This is a genomic window from Litorilituus lipolyticus (assembly GCF_006439335.1).
GTDB classification, from domain to species: domain Bacteria; phylum Pseudomonadota; class Gammaproteobacteria; order Enterobacterales; family Alteromonadaceae; genus Colwellia; species Colwellia lipolytica.
The window spans coordinates 1-17,445 of sequence record NZ_SAWY01000007.1; the positions used below are offsets into that span (position 1 = coordinate 1).

Below are 17,445 nucleotides of genomic sequence, written 5' to 3' on the forward strand. Positions count from 1 at the left end.
GCCTCATATGGCCTTAAAATACAAAACGCCTGATGAAATTCATCAGGCGTTTTAGAAAAAAAGTGTCAACCTATATCAGGACAACACAGTGCTAAGTTAAGAATTAACCTCGAGTAAACTCCGGATAAGCTTCCATACCACAATCCGCTTTATCTACGCCTTCATACTCTTCTTCAGCTGTCACGCGAATACCAATGACTTGTTTAAGGATAAACCATACAACAAAACTTGTTGCAAATACCCAAACAAAAATTGTCGCAGCACCAATTAATTGTCCACTGAAAGTTGAACCACTGTTAGTCACTGGTACTAACAACAAGCCAAATAAGCCGACAACTCCGTGTACAGAAATAGCACCAACAGGATCATCAATACGTAATTTATCTAAACCAATAATTGATACAACAACAATTACCCCAGCAATGGCACCGAACAAGGTTGCTTGTAATGCTGTAGGTGTAGATGGCTCTGCAGTAATAGCAACTAAACCAGCTAAAGCACCATTTAATGTCATAGTTAAGTCAGCCTTTTTAAATAGTAATTTAGCAAAGACCAACGCTGACACGGCTCCAGCAGCTGCTGCCGCATTGGTATTTAAAAAGACCATTGCCACAGCATGAGAGTTGGCAATATCACCTAACTTCAATACTGAGCCACCGTTAAAGCCAAACCAGCCCATCCATAAAATAAAAGTTCCTAACGTGGCCAGTGGTAAGTTAGCACCTGGAATCGCATTGATTCGACCATCTTTTGTGTATTTTCCTTTACGAGCACCAAGTAGCAATACTCCTGCTAATGCTGCAGAAGCACCTGCCATATGTACAATACCTGAACCAGCAAAGTCAGAGAAACCTAGGTCAGATAGAGTAAATAAACCAAACACAGCATTACCACCCCATGTCCAACTACCTTCCATTGGGTAAATAAATGCCGTTAACACCACGGTAAAGGCTAAAAATGCCCATAACTTCATGCGTTCTGCTACGGCACCCGAAACGATTGACATCGCTGTTGCAACAAATACAACTTGGAAGAAGAAATCAGAAGCTGCAGAGTAGATTGCACCACCAGTAAAACCATCTTCTCGTTTTGTAAAATCTTCTAAAACCTTACTAGGATCAACGGTTTCAATACCTGAAAGGAAAACGCCTCCACCATACATAATGTCATAACCTATGGTTAAATAGGCAATACAAGAGATAGCGTATAAAGCGACGTTTTTCGTTAAAATTTCTGTGGTATTTTTTGCTCGAACCAAGCCGGCTTCAAGCATTGAAAAGCCTGCTGCCATCCACATAACTAGCGCACCACAAATTAAGAAATAAAATGTATCGAGTGCATATTGTAAATGAAAAATATTCTGTTCCATGATTAGCCCTTAAATTGATTAAATTGCTTCAGAGTCTTGCTCGCCTGTACGAATTCGTACGGCTTGCTCTAGGTCATAAACAAAGATTTTTCCGTCACCGATTTTCCCGGTATAGGCCGCTTTAGTGATGGTTTCAACTAAACGCTCTACCACATCATCATTTACCGCTATTTCTAGTTTTACTTTGGGTAAGAAATCCACTTGATATTCAGCACCACGATAAAGCTCAGTATGCCCTTTTTGACGGCCAAACCCTTTAACTTCACTAACAGTGATACCTTCAACCCCAATTTCCGAAATAGCCTCTCTGACATCATCCAATTTGAAAGGCTTAATTATTGCGCTAATTAGTTTCATTATTACCTCTTATTTTTTAGCATTATGAGCACTAACTATCACAATACAAATCACATGCCATAAAATAAAACCATTAAAAATCAGCACGTTTAATACATTTCATTAACAAAAAGGTAAAAAGTTGCACCATTTTAGAGCGCAATTACAAGGGGTTGGTTGAGTGTGGTGCAGAGTTATTTCGATTAAGAAAATATTAAAAACAAAACGGTTGATTACTGATCTTCAAGGAGGAGCTCATATTTGTTTATAAGCTTAATAAGCGTTTTTTGAGCAAAAGTAACTACTGGCAAAGATAAATTTTTACTTTAAAGTTTCTTTTTTGGCAAATCATGATCTTGCTGAGGATGAACCATAAAACGTCGATAGCGAAAGACTTGCCCTGTGGCTAATTTTTTTGCCTCGGTTAATGCTTCATCAGCTTGTGAGTAAAGTGTTGCGCTATCATGAGTTTCGGCATTTCGAATAGCAATACCAATATTTACAGCAACATCAACTTTCTTACCATTACAACGAAAGTCCTGCCTTGCGACATTTTCAACAATACGTTCAGATACTTGAATTTCTTGCTCTGTCCCTAAGCGAGATAAAATACATAAAAACTCACCTCCAGCAATCCTGCCTACCACATCTTCACCTCTTAATGCATTTTGAGTGATAGTGGCAATACTTTTAATAACCGTATCACCAAAAGCCTCACCATATAAGTTATTAATGCTTTTAAGATCAGCAATATCTACTAGCAATACGGCTACATGGTTTTTATTCCACGAAGAGGAGGAGAGTAATTTATCCAAATAGGCAAAACTATAGCGGCGATTAAACAACCCTGTTAAAGGTTCAATAACCGAAAGGTTGTTAATTTTTTTAGCGCTGCGCTGTTGTAAAACTAGTACAACAATAATAAGTAATAAAAATACCACCGAGAAAAAAATGATATACGTTTGTAATTCATTGCGCTGCATTTGCTGATTGACCTGCAATTCAAGTACTTTTGCTCTTTGTTGCAGTAAAGCAGATTCTACGCCTTGCCTTTCTAATTCTAAATTACTTTTTAATTTAGCTAACCGCTCTGAAGATTTCTCTAAGACTAACGCAGTATTCTTTTGGTGATATTGATCTAATAATTGATAAGCTTTTTGGTAATTATCTTGCGCATAGGCTAGTTTAGCAGCAATGAGCATTACTTCATTTTGCCACCTTGTATCTACTAACTCAGGTATCATTTTAAATATTGTATTGGCATGGTTAATTGCTACTTCAGCTTCATCTAACCGAGAAAATTCAATCAAACACTCTGCTTTTCGTTTATATAGTTCAGCCTTATAGTCATCATGTCCTTTTAAAGCTAAAGCGCGATCAATGACCGTAATAGCCCGAGCACATTGACCTTGTTCAGCTAACGTCATCCCTAAACCATAATCAGCAAAAAACAATATCTCAGGGTTATTAAACTGAGTGACTACTTGTCTATATCGTTCGTAATGCTCAACAGCCAGCTCATACTTATCCCAATAACGGTATGTGGCAGCTAATCCGTTCAAGGCATCGGCAATATAGCTTGGATAGCCTAAAATCAAATAGCTTGCCAATGCTTTTTCATAATAATTAATCGACTTCGCATAATCGTTCATATAACCATATATAGCGCCATATACTTCATTAATAGTCGCTATCAAAAAGTCATTTTTTAAAGCAAAGGCATCTATATAGGCAAGCTGAAGATCTGCTAATGAATTTTCAAAATGCTCTGTTAAACTTAAGGTATACGCTAATTCTTGTTTTGCTCGTATCGCTAAACGAAGATTATTATGTTGTTTCGCTTGGGTTAACGCTAATTCTAAAGTTGTGATCGCTTCAGTATATTGGCTTTCTTTTTGCTGCAAAATACCCGAAAACAAATTGATAGTAATTGTAATTTCTGACGGTAAATTGCTAGTAGGATCTTCTGACAATACGTCATTTACTTGCTGTAAAGTTTGCTTAAAATCTTCATAAAAAAATAATAAATGTTCAGCTTCTATTTTTCGAATTAGCCACCATAATTTATCTTCATGTGACATTTGATTAAATTGTGGAGATATAGCTAATAAATCTTGATAACCTTGCCACGGTTTAAGATAAAGTTGCTCGTTATATTCAGCTAACGAAACACCATTAATATCTATCCCTTCAGCTGCCGCTGAATGAATAAACATGAAGAGCCATAAGGAAAGAAATAGGCGATAAAAACGCTGAATTAATACTTTAAACAATAACTGAATCGTCCGTGAAAGATTGCCCGCTTACTTATTATCCACCATAACATTAAGTTATGAAAAACAACATAACAAAAAAAGATTAAACATTATAAGTTTGGCTATTGTCTGAAGAAAAACCCCTTAAAAATTTCCCCTGTTGTTTATGAGTTTGGGCCTGCACATAACTTTAATGACAAAAACCATCCTCTATGCCAACCAGCACTTATCTACATGGTTTAATGAAAGCATTCTTCAATGGGTATAAACAACATGCATTTACGTTATCTACTTATAATTAATAGCAATCAAGTTCGATTAATGTCTTAACGTGATATCAGGCTGGTGATCAATCTCACCGTCATCATCAATTGTTAAAATACCTTCATTAAGCTGCACAACAGCTAATTTACCATTTTCATTTTGTCGAACAAAAGCCAGCGTATAACCATAGCGATTTACTTCACTTAAAGAGCACTGTTGAGCAACAGACAACTCTTTAAGTAATTTGGTAACTTTTTCCTGAACTTGACGTCGCTCTATTGGCACCTAAGCCCCCTAAAATACAGTTAATGCATACTTAAAGGTGGGTCAGAAAAGAGTAAAACGCAAGCTGAGCCTTTAATCATTTCATTATTTATTTAAAAACGATAGAGGAATATAGACCAAAGTCGTAGTAAACTTGATGCAAATCAAGATTTTTAATCTATTAAATAACTTACTTTCACAACTTGATTTAAATCAAACATTCAAAGTGAGCCGAGTGCAAAAATTCACCCAAGCAGTAAGTTGGTTACAAATAATAACAATAAAAACCAAATAACATATTTTTTATAAAACATGACATTAGGATATTATTATGAAAACAGGTAAATTTGCTTTATCTTTAGTAGCAGCCTCTATACTAGCTGCTCCTACAGCATTCGCAGGCGAAACAAAACACGGTAAAGATATTTCTGCAGCACTTTCTGATAGCAAAGTAAAAGTTAACTTCCGCGCACGTTATGAAGGTGTTGACCAAGATGGTATCGATAAAACGGCTGACGCTTTAACATTAAAAAGCCGTATTACAATTAACACAGGTTCATATCAAAACTTTTCTCTTGGTCTTGAAGTAGACAAAGTTGATGCATTAGTTGATGACTACAACAGCAAAACAAATGGCCAAACTGAATACCCAGTTGTTGCTGATCCTCAAGGTACTGATGTAAACCAAGCATTTGTTAAATATGCTAATAATGGTTTTAGTGCAATTGCTGGTCGTCAACGCATTTTACACAACAACCAGCGTTTTGTAGGTGGTGTAGGTTGGCGTCAAAACGAACAAACTTATGATGGTGTTCGTGGACAATACAAAGCGGGTGCTTTATCAGTAGATTATGGCTACATTCATAACATTAACAGCATTTTAGGTGGTAATGTTAAGGGTGATTTCCATTTAGCGAATGTTAACTACAAATTCAATAAGCAGCACAAAGTTGCCGGTTTTGCTTACATCTTAGACTATGATACAGCAGTAGCTAACTCAACAAGTACTTATGGTGCACTTTATAACGGTAAGTTTGGCCCTGTATTTGTTAACGCCAGCCTTGCTTCGCAAAGTGACAACGGTGATAACCCAGCAAGTTACACAGCAACTTACATCAATGCGGAAGTTGGTACTAAATTTGGTCCTGTTACTGTGTTAGGTGGTTATGAGTTACTTGGTAGTGATAATGGTGTTGGTTTCAATACTCCTCTAGCAACAAAGCATAAGTTCAATGGTTGGGCAGATAAATTCTTGGGCACTCCAGGCCAAGGTTTAGAAGATATCTACTTAACAGCTAAAGGTAAATTTGCAGGTGTTAAACTAGCTGCTACATACCATGACTATTCATCTGACGTTGATGGTTTAGATTTCGGTAATGAATTAAACTTAGTAGGTACTTACGCATTTAACAAAAACTACGGTGTGCTAGTTAAGTACGCTAACTTCAGTGCAGAAGATCTTCACACTGATACAGACAAGTTATGGGTACAGTTAACTGCTAAATTTTAATAGCTAAAATAACGTCTCCACACTAAAAGTAAGAAACTGGAACACACGCTGGTTTCTTACTTTTTTATTTTAATCCTTATTTTGCTTTAATCCCCTTTATTCTTAACAGCACCAGTGTCATCTGATTTGTAGCATTGCCACTTCCATACAAAAACATTAGAATAGCCGCGTTGTTCACTACCTCTATGTAATAGGCTTCCCTTTTGATTTTAATGATCGATAACTACGATTCATTTACCTTCAATTTAGTGCATTATTTTCAAGCGCTTGGAGAAGAGGTAATCGTTAAGCGTAATGACGAAGTGACGATTAAGGATATTGAATCACTTGTTCCTCAGTTTATCGTTATTTCTCCTGGTCCTTGCGATCCTGATAGTGCCGGAATTTCCCTAGCGGTTATTGCACACTATGCAAATATCATCCCTATTTTAGGTGTTTGCTTAGGGCATCAATGCATTGCACAACACTTTGGTGGTAAGGTAGAAAAAGCCGCACAAGTCATGCATGGTAAAGTAAGTCAAATACAGCATAATAATAGTGGTCTCTTCACAAATTTAGCCCTACCACTATCCGTCACAAGGTACCATTCACTTATTGTTGATAGAGATAGTTTACCCGCTGATTTGGAAATTACTGCTTGGACAAATACTAATGAGATAATGGCGTTAAAGCATAAGCACTATCCTATTGCCAGTGTACAGTTTCATCCTGAATCAATTCTTACTGAGCAAGGACATCAACTGTTAGAGAATTTTATCAAGGAATACAAAAACTATCCGATAACTTAATTTATACTGTACACGAATATTTTATTATGTTTTTTCATTATATACGTGCTTTCTTTTTAGAAAACGATAAACTTAAAAAATAATATCTAGCAATTCGATATATGGATCATTAAAAGCAAACTCTATGCAAATTTTCGATAATCAAGACCTTACTTCTTCTCTTTACCAACGTGCGATTAGTTTATCCATCGGCAAAGATTACGCTGAAAAACGCAACGGTAAAGTTGCCACAGTGAAGCATCAAGGAAGTGAGCAAGAAAATAGACGTAGAGAATTATTAGACGTAGAGCTTGAAGCCCAACAAAATAAAATAATTGCTGATCACGGTGAAGCACACTTTAGGCAACAAATTACCCAACGTTTCTTTGATCAAGTCCGCAGTAAAATTAATGAAGATTTCGATAGCAAAGAACATTTATACCACACCATTTTAGGTATAGAAGATGCTGCTCCTGATATTTTAGAAATATTGTCAAAAAGAGCTGCCTCTGTTAACCGTATTTACCCACTTGCAACTTCTTTACCCTGGCTTAATAACGACTTAATTAATCTTGTTAATAAACCACAGTATCGCAAACGTGCCGATGTTCAAGTAACTGATGGTAAACTTGCTTTAAGTTATATTGGGCTAGATAATCTAAAACTTGTAATGCCAACATTCATTTTGAAACATTGGCTACCTACCAGCACTGCACCATACGGTTTGATGAAAAGAAAATTATGGAACGATAGTTTATCTGTTGCCTTAGCGGCAAAAGCTTTAGCCGCAAAGCTAGAACTTGATTCATTTACCGCCTTTACCGCTGGCATGTTATCAAATATAGGCCAACTAGCTGTTACTCGTTGTTTTCTCACTACGTTTAATGAGATGCATAGCGAACAACTAAAAGATGCCTATAACAATAAAGATAAGCGTCTACATAATATATTAGTCAAAATAGAAGCCTCGCCTGATATTCTGTTGGAACAGATCGTTTTACGTAGTGCAAAACTGTCAGCAGACTTAATTGAACAGATGAACTTTGAGCATTTGAGGATCACTGAGGCAATATTTGATTTAGCTTATGCAGAAGATACCAAAAAAATGTGTCCAATTGCTGAGGTTGTTGCTAAAGCAAAGGCCTTTGTCACATTTCGTAGCTTGGCAAAAGACGAATTGATCAATGCTGATGAAACCAAAGCTTTATTGCAGTCTGTAAACCTAAATCCAAGCGAAATCGCTTTACTGAAAAAGAGTGATATTGATCATATTAAACTCAATTTCAGCTAAAAAAACGACATTTTAGTAACTTTTCATCAATTTATTTCTGATTATTTATGAGAAGCACATATTATTCACAGGGTAAATGCAAGCTCATAGCTTTTAACAGATGATCAGCCTCTGTTTAATTAATAACTGCACCATAAATATTCATTATAACTGAATAAAACCCGTCAAACCCTTATTTTACAAGGGCTTCAGCCCAACAACACAAGACAAACTAGCTATAATCTGTCATAATATGCGCCTATTTTTTAAATAGTTAAACATTATTTGCTCAGTGCATTAACTAAATGAAGCAAAATAAAGTAAGCTTTATCTCTATTACTATTTAAAAACTTTTACCCACTAAATATGAGGATTTTAAAATGTCAGAACATTTTCCTGTTGGTCGCGAATTATTTGATGATGTTATGGTGCCAAACTACGCACCTTCAGCGGTTATTCCAGTACGTGGTCAAGGCTCTCGAGTGTGGGATCAACAAGATAATGAACTAATCGATTTTGCTGGCGGTATTGCGGTAAATTGTTTAGGTCACTGCCACCCAGCATTAGTAAACGCTTTAAAAGAACAAGGCGAGAAAATTTGGCACTTATCGAATGTCATGACAAATGAACCTGCATTACGCTTAGCTAAGAAGCTTGTTGATAATACTTTCGCTGATAAAGTTTATTTTTCCAACTCTGGTGCAGAGTCAAACGAAGCGGCATTAAAACTTGCTCGTCGCTGGGCTTTAGATGTTCACGGTGAAGATAAGTCACAAATCATTGCGTTTAAACAAGGCTTCCATGGTCGTACTTTCTTTACTGTTACAGTAGGTGGTCAAGCAGCTTATTCTGATGGCTTTGGTCCTAAGCCAGGTGCTATTGACCATGCTGAATACAACAATTTAGATAGTTTAAAAGCACTAATCTCTGATAAAACTTGTGCTGTAATGATTGAACCATTACAAGGTGAAGGTGGTATTGTTTCACCAACACCTGAGTTTATTCAAGGTGTACGTGATTTATGTGATCAACATAATGCTTTATTAATATTTGATGAAGTTCAGACAGGTATTGGCCGTTTAGGTACTTTATATGCTTACCAAGATTTAGGTGTAACACCTGATATTCTTACTTCAGCAAAAGGTTTAGGTGGCGGTTTCCCTATCGGCGCTATGTTAACTACAACAGAAATTGCTAAGCACTTAAAAATTGGTACTCATGGTAGTACTTATGGTGGTAACCCGTTAGCTTGTGCTGTAGGTGAAGCTGTTTTTGATACGGTAAACACTGATGAAGTATACGCTGGCGTTAAAGCTAAATCACAACTATACGTTGATGGTTTAAATGCTATCAATGCTAAATACAATGTATTTACTGAAATCCGCGGTAAAGGCTTACTAATTGGTGCCGTTTTAAATGAAAACTACCAAGGTAAAGCAAAAGACTTCTTAGTTGCTGCAATGGCAGAAGGCGTAATGACATTAGTTGCTGGCGCTAACATTGTACGTTTTGCTCCATCATTAGTAATTCCTGATGAAGATATCGTTGAAGGTTTAGCACGTTTTGAAAAAGCCGTTGCTAAAATTGCAGGTTAATTAACTTCCCCTTCCTATGGCATAAGTATTGTTACTTATGCCATTTTCTTCAAAGTAATCATTGAGAGCATTTTATGATCATCGTACGTCCTATTCAGAAAAATGACTATGAAGCATTGCATCAGATTGCCGTGGAATCTGGCCATGGATTTACCTCATTACCCGTAAACGAAGAGTTATTACAAAACAAAATAGCTCGTGCTGAAACTTCATTTTCTAAAACAGTATGCCAGCCAGGTGATGAAGGCTACCTATTTGTTATGGAAGATACAGAAACAGGCCAAGTTGTAGGGACTAGTGGTATAGAAGCAGCTGTCGGTTTAGAAGATGCCTTTTATCACTATCATCTAGGTAAAGTTGTCCATAATTCTCGTGAACTCAATATCTATAACACAGTAGAAACACTCTCATTGTGTAATGATTATACTGGCGCAACAGAAATTTGTACCTTATTCCTAAGTGAGAGCCACCGTAAAAATAATAATGGCCGCTTCTTATCGCGTTTTCGTTTCTTATTTATTACAGAGCATCAAGAAAGATTTTCTGAAACTGTCATTGCTGAAATGCGCGGTGTTTCAGATGATGAGGGACGTTCTCCATTTTGGGCATGGCTAGAAGAGCACTTCTTTTCGATGGACTTTCCCACAGCTGACTACTTAACAGGTATCGGTAAAAAAGTGTTTATTGCTGAATTAATGCCGAAATACCCTATTTATGTCAATTTACTTAGTAAAGATGCGCAAGCAGTGATTAACCAAGTACATCCGCATACTGTTCCAGCAGTGCGTTTGTTAGAAGCCGAAGGGTTCTCACGACGTGGTTATGTTGATATTTTTGACGGTGGTCCAACTGTCGAAGCTGATATCAAAAATATTAAAACCATTAATAAAAGTAAGCGTTGCCAAGTGATTATCGGTGACGTGCAATCCACAGATAACTATATTATTTGTAACAGTGACGTAGCAAATTTTAGAGCGACACAAGCTCCCCTTTCATTACGAGCAACTGCCGAGCAAGTTGTGATCAGCCAAGAAGTTGCTGATGCATTACTAGTGAAAGAAGGTGACTGGGTTCGCTTAGTTTCTAACTAACCCTTAAAAGATTATTAGGAATAAATATGTCAACTCATACGCATTTCATCCAAGGCAATTGGCAAGCAGGCAAAGGCCATACCTTCGTTTCAACTAACCCAGCTAATAATGAGCAGTTATGGCAAGGCGAATCTGCAACAGCAGACCAAGTTGAGCAAGCCATTTCCTCTTCACGTGAAGCCTTTTATCAATGGGCTGACAAGACGTTCGAACAACGTTTGGCTATTGTTGAAAAATTCGCTGAAGTGTTAGCTGAACATAAAGAAGAATTAGCGACCGCCATTGCACAAGAAACAGGTCGTTTACTTTGGGAAACCAGAACTGAAATTGGTGCTATGGTAGGTAAAGTAGGCATCTCGGTTCGCGCTTTTAATGAGCGTACTGGCACTGTTGAAAACCCTATGCCTGGTGCAAAAGCATATATTAGACACAGACCGCACGGCGTAGTTGCTGTATTTGGTCCATATAACTTCCCTGCACATTTACCAAACAGCCACATTGTTCCGGCTTTACTTGCAGGTAATACCGTTGTATTTAAGCCAAGTGAATTAACACCTCTCGTTGCTCAGATCACTATGAAACTATGGCAAAAAGCAGGTTTGCCCGATGGTGTTATCAATATGGTTCAAGGTGAAGTTGAAACCGGTAAAGCGTTAGCAAGTCACTCAGGTATAGACGGGTTATTCTTTACAGGTAGCTCAGCGACAGGACATATTTTACATCAACAATTTGCCGGTCAGCCAGGTAAAATTTTGGCGTTAGAAATGGGCGGGAATAATCCTCTAATCGTTAAAGATGTTACAGATATAGATGCAACAGTGCATGACATTATTCAATCTGCTTTTGTTACCACAGGTCAACGTTGTACTTGTGCAAGACGCTTATTCTTAGAAAATAATGAAACAGGCGATGCTATTTTAGCGCGCTTAGTTGAAGTGACTCAACAAATAAAAAGTGGTCCATATGATGATAGTGATGCATTTATTAGCTCGCTTATCTCTGAAAAGGCAGCCCTTGGATTAGTTGCAGCTCAACAAGAGTTAATCGATTTAGGTGGCAATGTACTGGTTGAGATGAAGCACACTGCAGGTACCGGTTTTGTTACACCTTCAATAGTTGAAGTCACTAACGTTGCCAACATTCCTGATGAAGAGCATTTTGGTCCTTTACTAAAAGTTTATCGCTACGACACATTTGAGCAAGCTATTGAACAAGCTAATGCCACTAGCTTTGGTCTATCTGCTGGCTTACTGAGCGACAGTGAAGCGTTATGGCAACAATTTTTAAGCCGCATTCGTGCAGGTATTGTAAACCGTAACCGCCCAACGACTGGCGCAAACAGTGCAGCACCGTTTGGTGGCATTGGTGCCAGTGGTAACCACAGAGCTGGCGCTTATTATGCAGCAGATTACTGCGCATTCCCGATTTCTTCTGTAGAAGTTGAAAAAGTAGCGTTACCTGAATCACTTAGCCCTGGATTATCATTCTAATGACTACTAAAACACCGTTAATCAATGCCTCTTCAGCAGAGTTTACTGAAGCTTTTAATGCCTTTAAAGAAACGGGTGACTTTCTTGCAATAACTCAACCATTCGAGCAAGGTTTAGAAAATCAAGAAAATGCCTCTTTGACATTTTCTCTTTCTCAAGCGACAGCTAAGTTACTTGATATCGGTGTAATAGTAATAGAACCAAATGAACTTGCACTGCCGTTAAAGAATATTGTTATTTCATCAGGTATTCACGGTAATGAAACTGCGCCTATCGAAATAGTCAACCAAATGCTTAAAGATATTGTGCAAGGTAGACGTCATGTGGCTCACCGTACTTTATTCATTATTGGTAACCCAGTGTCAATGAACATAAGTAAACGTTTTTCTGTTGAAAACTTGAATCGCTTATTCTGTGGAAAATATAACGATATTGCGCCATGTTATGAAAAAGAACGTGCTGAAAAATTAGAAACATACGTTAGTAACTTTTTTAATCATGTTGGTAGCGACTTTGCGTCAAACGGAGCTACAACGTATCACTATGATCTGCACACAGCCATTAGACCTTCAAAACATGAGAAGTTCGCTATTTACCCTTACCAGGGTGATAAACCTTGGGACAAAGAACAACTCGCCTTTATGCGAGCATGTGGGGTCAGTACTATATTATTTGGTCATGCTCCCAGCGGGACTTTCTCATACTACAGCAGCGCCAATTTCTCAGCCCACGCCTTCACAGTAGAGCTCGGCAAAGTAAGAGGATTTGGTGAAAATGACATGTCTAAATTTGCAGCTGCTTACAATACCCTATCGGCATTTGTTAGCAATGAAGCTATAGCGCTTAAAGAATTCGATAATGCCGACTTTAATTTATTTAAAGTGTTAGGTGACATCACTAAATATACAGATAACTTTAAGCTTAATGTTGCTGACGATGTCAGTAACTTTACTGGGTACCCAGCAGGCACTTTGTTAGCTGAAGATGAACAAAACTATCAAACCACCCATGAAGGTGAAAGCATTGTATTTCCTAATGCCAATGTTGGTATCAACCAACGTGCTGCATTAATGGTTATACCTTGTGAATTATAAATAGATTTAATGATAAAGCGTCATACTGGTCCGCTTAATGACCAGTCATTAATTAATCAGCTATCATATAACAGCGATTAATCACTGAATAAAAGAGGAAACTCATGAGCAAAACTAAAGTATCGATTATTGGCGGCGCAGGCTATGGCGCTGCAGAATTACTTCGCCACTTAATTGTCCGTGATGATGTAGAAGTATTACGTGTTTCAAGTAAAGACTACGTTGGAAAAACCATTGGTCAAGTTCATCGTTCTTTATTTGGTTTAGATAAAACTGACCTAGTTATTGAAGATATTACACCACAAGCTTGTGTCGAAGGTGCTGATATTGTTTTCTTAGCGATGCCACACATCATTACTGCTCGCGTAGCGATGGAGTTGTTTGATACAGGTGTTCGTATCATTGATTTATCAGGTGACTTCCGTTTAGATAGTTTGGATGACTACATTCGCGATTACGCTCCTGAGCATCCGTGTGCAGAGCGATTAGGTACGTTTACTTACGGTATGCCTGAGCTAAACGCTGAAGCCATTAAAGAAGCTCAATATGTTGCAAGCCCTGGTTGTTTTGCGACAGGTATTGCTGTTGGTTTATTACCATTAGCTAAGGCAGGTATTCTGGTTGATAGTAACGTTAGAACAGTAGCCATGACTGGCTCATCTGGTTCTGGTGTTCGTCCAATTGAAGGTACGCATCACCCTGTACGCACAAATAACTTAAAAGCATACAAAACGCTACAACATCAGCACAGAGCTGAAATTTTACAAACATTAGGTAAAGCGGGCGCAAGCAATACCTCTCTTGATTTTATCCCAGTATCAGCTCCGCTTGTTCGTGGTATTTTAGCTATTTCACAATTAGACTTGCCTGAAAACTTTTCAGAAGCTGATATTCAAAAACTATATGAAGAATACTATGCCGATCAGCGTAGTGTTATCGTTATGCCTGTAGGTCAAAGCCCTGAAGTGGTAGCCGTTAAAAATACTATTCGTGTTGAAGTAGGTATCAGTGTTCGTATTGACGAAGTTACAGGTCAACGTACCTTAGCGTGTATCACAGCAATAGATAACCTTGTTAAAGGTGGTGCTGGGCAAGCCATTCAAAGCTTCAATTTAATGACAGGTAAAGATGCTTCGTTTGGTCTTGATCAGCCTGGTATTTGGCCATAAATAAGGCTTTATTATGACTGACAATCAAAGTCATCAACCTATCGCTGTCGTAAAAGTCGGCGGCGATGTATTACAAGGTGAAGTTGAACGTAGTGGTATCGCCGCTAATGTAAAGGATCTTGTTGATGCTGGCTGGCGTGTAGTGCTGTTGCATGGCGGCGGCCCACAGGTCAATGAATTACAAGAAAAGCATGGTTTAGTGCCAAATAAAGTCGCTGGACGAAGAATTACCAGTGAAGCTGATTTACTTGTTGTTAAACAAGCCATTTGCGGAGAAGTAAACGTAAGCTTAGCACAAGAGTTACAGCAGGTTGGTGTTAATGCTTTTGCTTGTAATGGTGCATCTGGAAAGCTTGTTACGGCAACTAAACGACCGCCTAGAGTAATGTCAGGTGCTGGTGACAAACCTATTGATTTTGGTGAAGTGGGTGATGTAGCCTCAGTTAATGCGGCATTATTAACGCAGTTAACTGAATTAGGCTTAGTCCCTGTTATTGCCACCTTAGGCGTAGAAGAGGACTCTGGGCGTATTTTTAATATCAATGCAGATACGACGGTTGTGCAAATTGCCAGAGCGCTTAAAGCAGACTTATTACTACTTACTACTGCTGTAGGAGCCATATACGGTGAACTCGGTGATGAAGATACACGTATTGCCCATGTCAACGAACAAGAAGCGCGTGAACTAATCAACGAAGGAGTTATCCAAGGCGGTATGATACCTAAGGTAGAAGAAGCATTATCAGTGTTAGTTGATGGCGTTAAAAATATTGCTATTGTTGGACCTCAAATTAAAGGGGCATTCCTTGATGTTGCTGTCGGCAAAGGCGATAAGGGCACACGCATTAGTTTATAATTGCAAACAAGCCAATATTGTATAAATAGCATACACCATACCTAAAGCACCTTGTTCTCACTCTAACAGAACAAGGTGCTTTTTTATTGTAGCTATTCATTTTTTTTCTTTTTACATTCCTTTATTGTTCATCTGTGGTATAAACTGAGTAGTAGAAATTACAAACAATTTTAAGCTGCTATAATCAAACGAAAGTAGTTTGAATTTTCTCAAAGGTAACAATTAATATTATGGTTACAGACACTGAAGGTTATATTCACATTATAGAATACCTCACTGAGCATTTGAGTTTGTTTGAAAACTCTGCCACAGCTGAAGACTCAGAGTCTGTGATGGAAGTAATAGAAATTGAGCTCAGTGAACAAATCATCATGGTTTGTAGTCAAAATTCAACTCTCTCCTTCAATCAACGTAATGCAATAATTCGAGAAGTTGATGCTATTGTATATGACTTAGAAGAAATTCTAAGTGGCGTTGTTAATAATCCTGTAACCGCCGAACAGAGAACATTCATTAAAGAATTTGCTGGCCTTATCAAAAACCTATTTGATAGCGTAATAAATACCCTCCTTACGAAACAAGACGAATAAACTAGATATTGCTTAGACTTACACAATAATATTGTAAGGTTGGCGCAATAAATCTTTGGTAATATAGTGGTTATCCCCTCTCCTTTTTAATTAAGAGATTTTACAATGAAAGCACAAGTAAAGTGGCTCGGTGAAGAGCTTTTTTTGGGTACATCAGCAAGTGGTCATACGATGGTTCTTGATGCAAATGGCGGTAATCTAGCACCAAGCCCTTTAGAAAATGTTCTCATATCGCTCGGCGGTTGCTCATCGGTTGATGTTGTCAGCATTTTACAAAAAACACGCCAACAGGTTGATGAATGTTATGTTGAGATTACCGGAACACGTGTTGATAGCGTTCCTAAGCTATTTAAAGACATTCACCTACACTTTGTAGTGACTGGAAAAGATATTGCAGAAAAACATGTCGAGCGAGCTGTAAGTTTATCTGCTGACAAATATTGCTCTGTAGCTTTGATGTTAGCAGAGAAAGTTAATATCACCCATGACTTTGAAATTAGAAATAAAGATTAGATAAAAAATAGCTCCCCTTCAAAATAATTAATTTATTAAGGGGAATAGCTCTCGCGCGATAGTTGACCAATTATCGCGCTTACCTATCTTAGGTACCTGTCCCATGACGAAATTTATGTCTGAGGCTTCTCTGATTAATGCTAGTGACATGAGTACATCCTGCATCTCATCCATTTTCTCAGTACTTATAATTCCATATTGCTCTATCATCGCTTTATAAAGGACTTTATCGCCTTGCACCATAAAGCAACAGGGAGTTAATACTTCATACAGATGGCTTTTTCCTATAATTGCATCGCCAAAATCGAGAACACCGCTAATAGCCCACTGAGAGCCGTTTTGCTGTGCCATTAAGTTCCAAGGATGCAAATCCATGTGGATGAAACAATTATTATCAATTTGAAGATCTGATAAATGCTCTTCTAAGTATGAGGTAATTTGTTGATACAGATGGTCATCAAGCTTGTTTCTTTTATGCCTAGCTAAGCAGTCTTCTTTTAATCGCGCAATATATGTTGACCAATCAACCGACAAACAAGAAACCTGAAGAGGCTTAACTTGACTGAATTCTCGCATCAGTTGACCGACTTGCTTAATAATTGGGAGTTTTTCTTGCTGAGTTAACCCTGGCCAGATTTCTGCTAAACAAATACCTGAAAGCTTTGTCATCACAAGGTATAACCAGCCATTGATTTCACCATGTGCGATAAGTGCAGGTCGCTCAACCGAAAGATCTTCAACAAGGATGCTATTTATATCGATCTCTTTTAATCCTTGCGAGATCCAATTGGGTGGTACTACTTTAACAATATATGCGTCGTTCAAGTCAAATAAGGCATTCCCACCCTCATTAATTCGATGCCATTGCCCAGCACCTAAGGCGTAATCTTCCTGTAGGGTTTCGAGTAAAGGCAACCAAAAAGATAGTGCAAAATTATCTATAATTTCACACGCATGTTGATAACTCGGTTGATTTGGTAGTTTGACCATAAAATGAGTTAGATCACTCTTA

At 37.9% G+C, this 17,445-nt stretch carries 16 protein-coding genes; 11 read left to right on the plus strand and 5 right to left on the minus strand.

The annotated features are described in order from the left end of the window. Nucleotides 1–103: 103 nt before the first annotated feature. The 4 genes from EPA86_RS03550 to EPA86_RS03565 form a co-directional block, all read right to left on the minus strand. Nucleotides 104–1,369 carry an ammonium transporter gene (locus EPA86_RS03550; RefSeq protein WP_140601980.1) on the minus strand — a complete coding sequence of 422 codons (1,266 nt, stop codon included), beginning with the start codon at nucleotides 1,367–1,369 and terminating at the stop codon, nucleotides 104–106. Nucleotides 1,370–1,387: 18 nt separating this feature from the next. Next, nucleotides 1,388–1,726 (minus strand): P-II family nitrogen regulator, encoded by a 339-nt coding sequence (gene glnK / locus EPA86_RS03555; protein WP_140601982.1) that lies wholly within the window; start codon nucleotides 1,724–1,726, stop codon nucleotides 1,388–1,390. A 305-nt stretch (nucleotides 1,727–2,031) separates the two neighbouring features. Beyond that, a complete protein-coding gene (locus tag EPA86_RS03560) occupies nucleotides 2,032–3,921 on the minus strand; it encodes a tetratricopeptide repeat-containing diguanylate cyclase (protein ID WP_140601984.1) in 1,890 nt (629 codons plus the stop codon). 357 nt (nucleotides 3,922–4,278) lie between these two features. Then, entirely contained in the window at nucleotides 4,279–4,509 is a 231-nt protein-coding gene (locus tag EPA86_RS03565; protein WP_140601986.1) for a hypothetical protein, read from the minus strand. Nucleotides 4,510–4,819: 310 nt separating this feature from the next. Here EPA86_RS03565 and EPA86_RS03570 point away from each other — a divergent pair, with 310 nt between their 5' ends. The 11 genes from EPA86_RS03570 to EPA86_RS03620 all read left to right on the plus strand — a co-directional run bounded on the left by EPA86_RS03570 (nucleotide 4,820) and on the right by EPA86_RS03620 (nucleotide 16,433). After that, nucleotides 4,820–5,998 (plus strand): alginate export family protein, encoded by a 1,179-nt coding sequence (locus EPA86_RS03570; protein WP_140601987.1) that lies wholly within the window; start codon nucleotides 4,820–4,822, stop codon nucleotides 5,996–5,998. Nucleotides 5,999–6,201: 203 nt separating this feature from the next. Beyond that, nucleotides 6,202–6,786 carry an anthranilate synthase component II gene (locus EPA86_RS03575; protein ID WP_140601989.1) on the plus strand — a complete coding sequence of 195 codons (585 nt, stop codon included), beginning with the start codon at nucleotides 6,202–6,204 and terminating at the stop codon, nucleotides 6,784–6,786. 124 nt (nucleotides 6,787–6,910) lie between these two features. Further along, complete coding sequence (locus tag EPA86_RS03580; protein WP_140601991.1) at nucleotides 6,911–8,056, plus strand: HDOD domain-containing protein; 1,146 nt, start codon at nucleotides 6,911–6,913, stop codon at nucleotides 8,054–8,056. A 359-nt stretch (nucleotides 8,057–8,415) separates the two neighbouring features. Then, entirely contained in the window at nucleotides 8,416–9,630 is a 1,215-nt protein-coding gene (locus EPA86_RS03585) for an aspartate aminotransferase family protein (RefSeq protein ID WP_140601994.1), read from the plus strand. Between the two features lie 74 nt (nucleotides 9,631–9,704). Continuing rightward, nucleotides 9,705–10,721, plus strand: a complete 1,017-nt coding sequence (gene astA, locus EPA86_RS03590; protein WP_140601996.1) for an arginine N-succinyltransferase — start codon at nucleotides 9,705–9,707, stop codon at nucleotides 10,719–10,721. Between the two features lie 26 nt (nucleotides 10,722–10,747). Continuing rightward, complete coding sequence (gene astD, locus EPA86_RS03595; RefSeq protein WP_140601998.1) at nucleotides 10,748–12,211, plus strand: succinylglutamate-semialdehyde dehydrogenase; 1,464 nt, start codon at nucleotides 10,748–10,750, stop codon at nucleotides 12,209–12,211. Continuing rightward, on the plus strand, nucleotides 12,211–13,305 hold the full coding sequence (gene astE / locus EPA86_RS03600) for a succinylglutamate desuccinylase (protein ID WP_140602000.1): 1,095 nt from the start codon (nucleotides 12,211–12,213) through the stop codon (nucleotides 13,303–13,305). Before astD ends, astE begins: the two co-directional genes overlap by 1 nt. 104 nt (nucleotides 13,306–13,409) lie before the next feature. Next, entirely contained in the window at nucleotides 13,410–14,474 is a 1,065-nt protein-coding gene (gene argC / locus EPA86_RS03605) for an N-acetyl-gamma-glutamyl-phosphate reductase (protein ID WP_140602002.1), read from the plus strand. 13 nt (nucleotides 14,475–14,487) lie between these two features. Then, nucleotides 14,488–15,330 carry an acetylglutamate kinase gene (gene argB / locus EPA86_RS03610; protein ID WP_140602004.1) on the plus strand — a complete coding sequence of 281 codons (843 nt, stop codon included), beginning with the start codon at nucleotides 14,488–14,490 and terminating at the stop codon, nucleotides 15,328–15,330. Between the two features lie 230 nt (nucleotides 15,331–15,560). Next, nucleotides 15,561–15,920, plus strand: coding sequence for a DUF3802 family protein (locus EPA86_RS03615; RefSeq protein WP_140602006.1), 360 nt, complete (start codon nucleotides 15,561–15,563; stop codon nucleotides 15,918–15,920). 105 nt (nucleotides 15,921–16,025) lie between these two features. Further along, a complete protein-coding gene (locus tag EPA86_RS03620; RefSeq protein ID WP_140602008.1) occupies nucleotides 16,026–16,433 on the plus strand; it encodes an OsmC family protein in 408 nt (135 codons plus the stop codon). A 27-nt stretch (nucleotides 16,434–16,460) separates the two neighbouring features. On the opposite strand, the gene EPA86_RS03625 is transcribed toward EPA86_RS03620, so the two are convergent. Then, a complete protein-coding gene (locus EPA86_RS03625) occupies nucleotides 16,461–17,423 on the minus strand; it encodes a phosphotransferase family protein (protein WP_140602010.1) in 963 nt (320 codons plus the stop codon). Nucleotides 17,424–17,445: the final 22 nt, after the last annotated feature.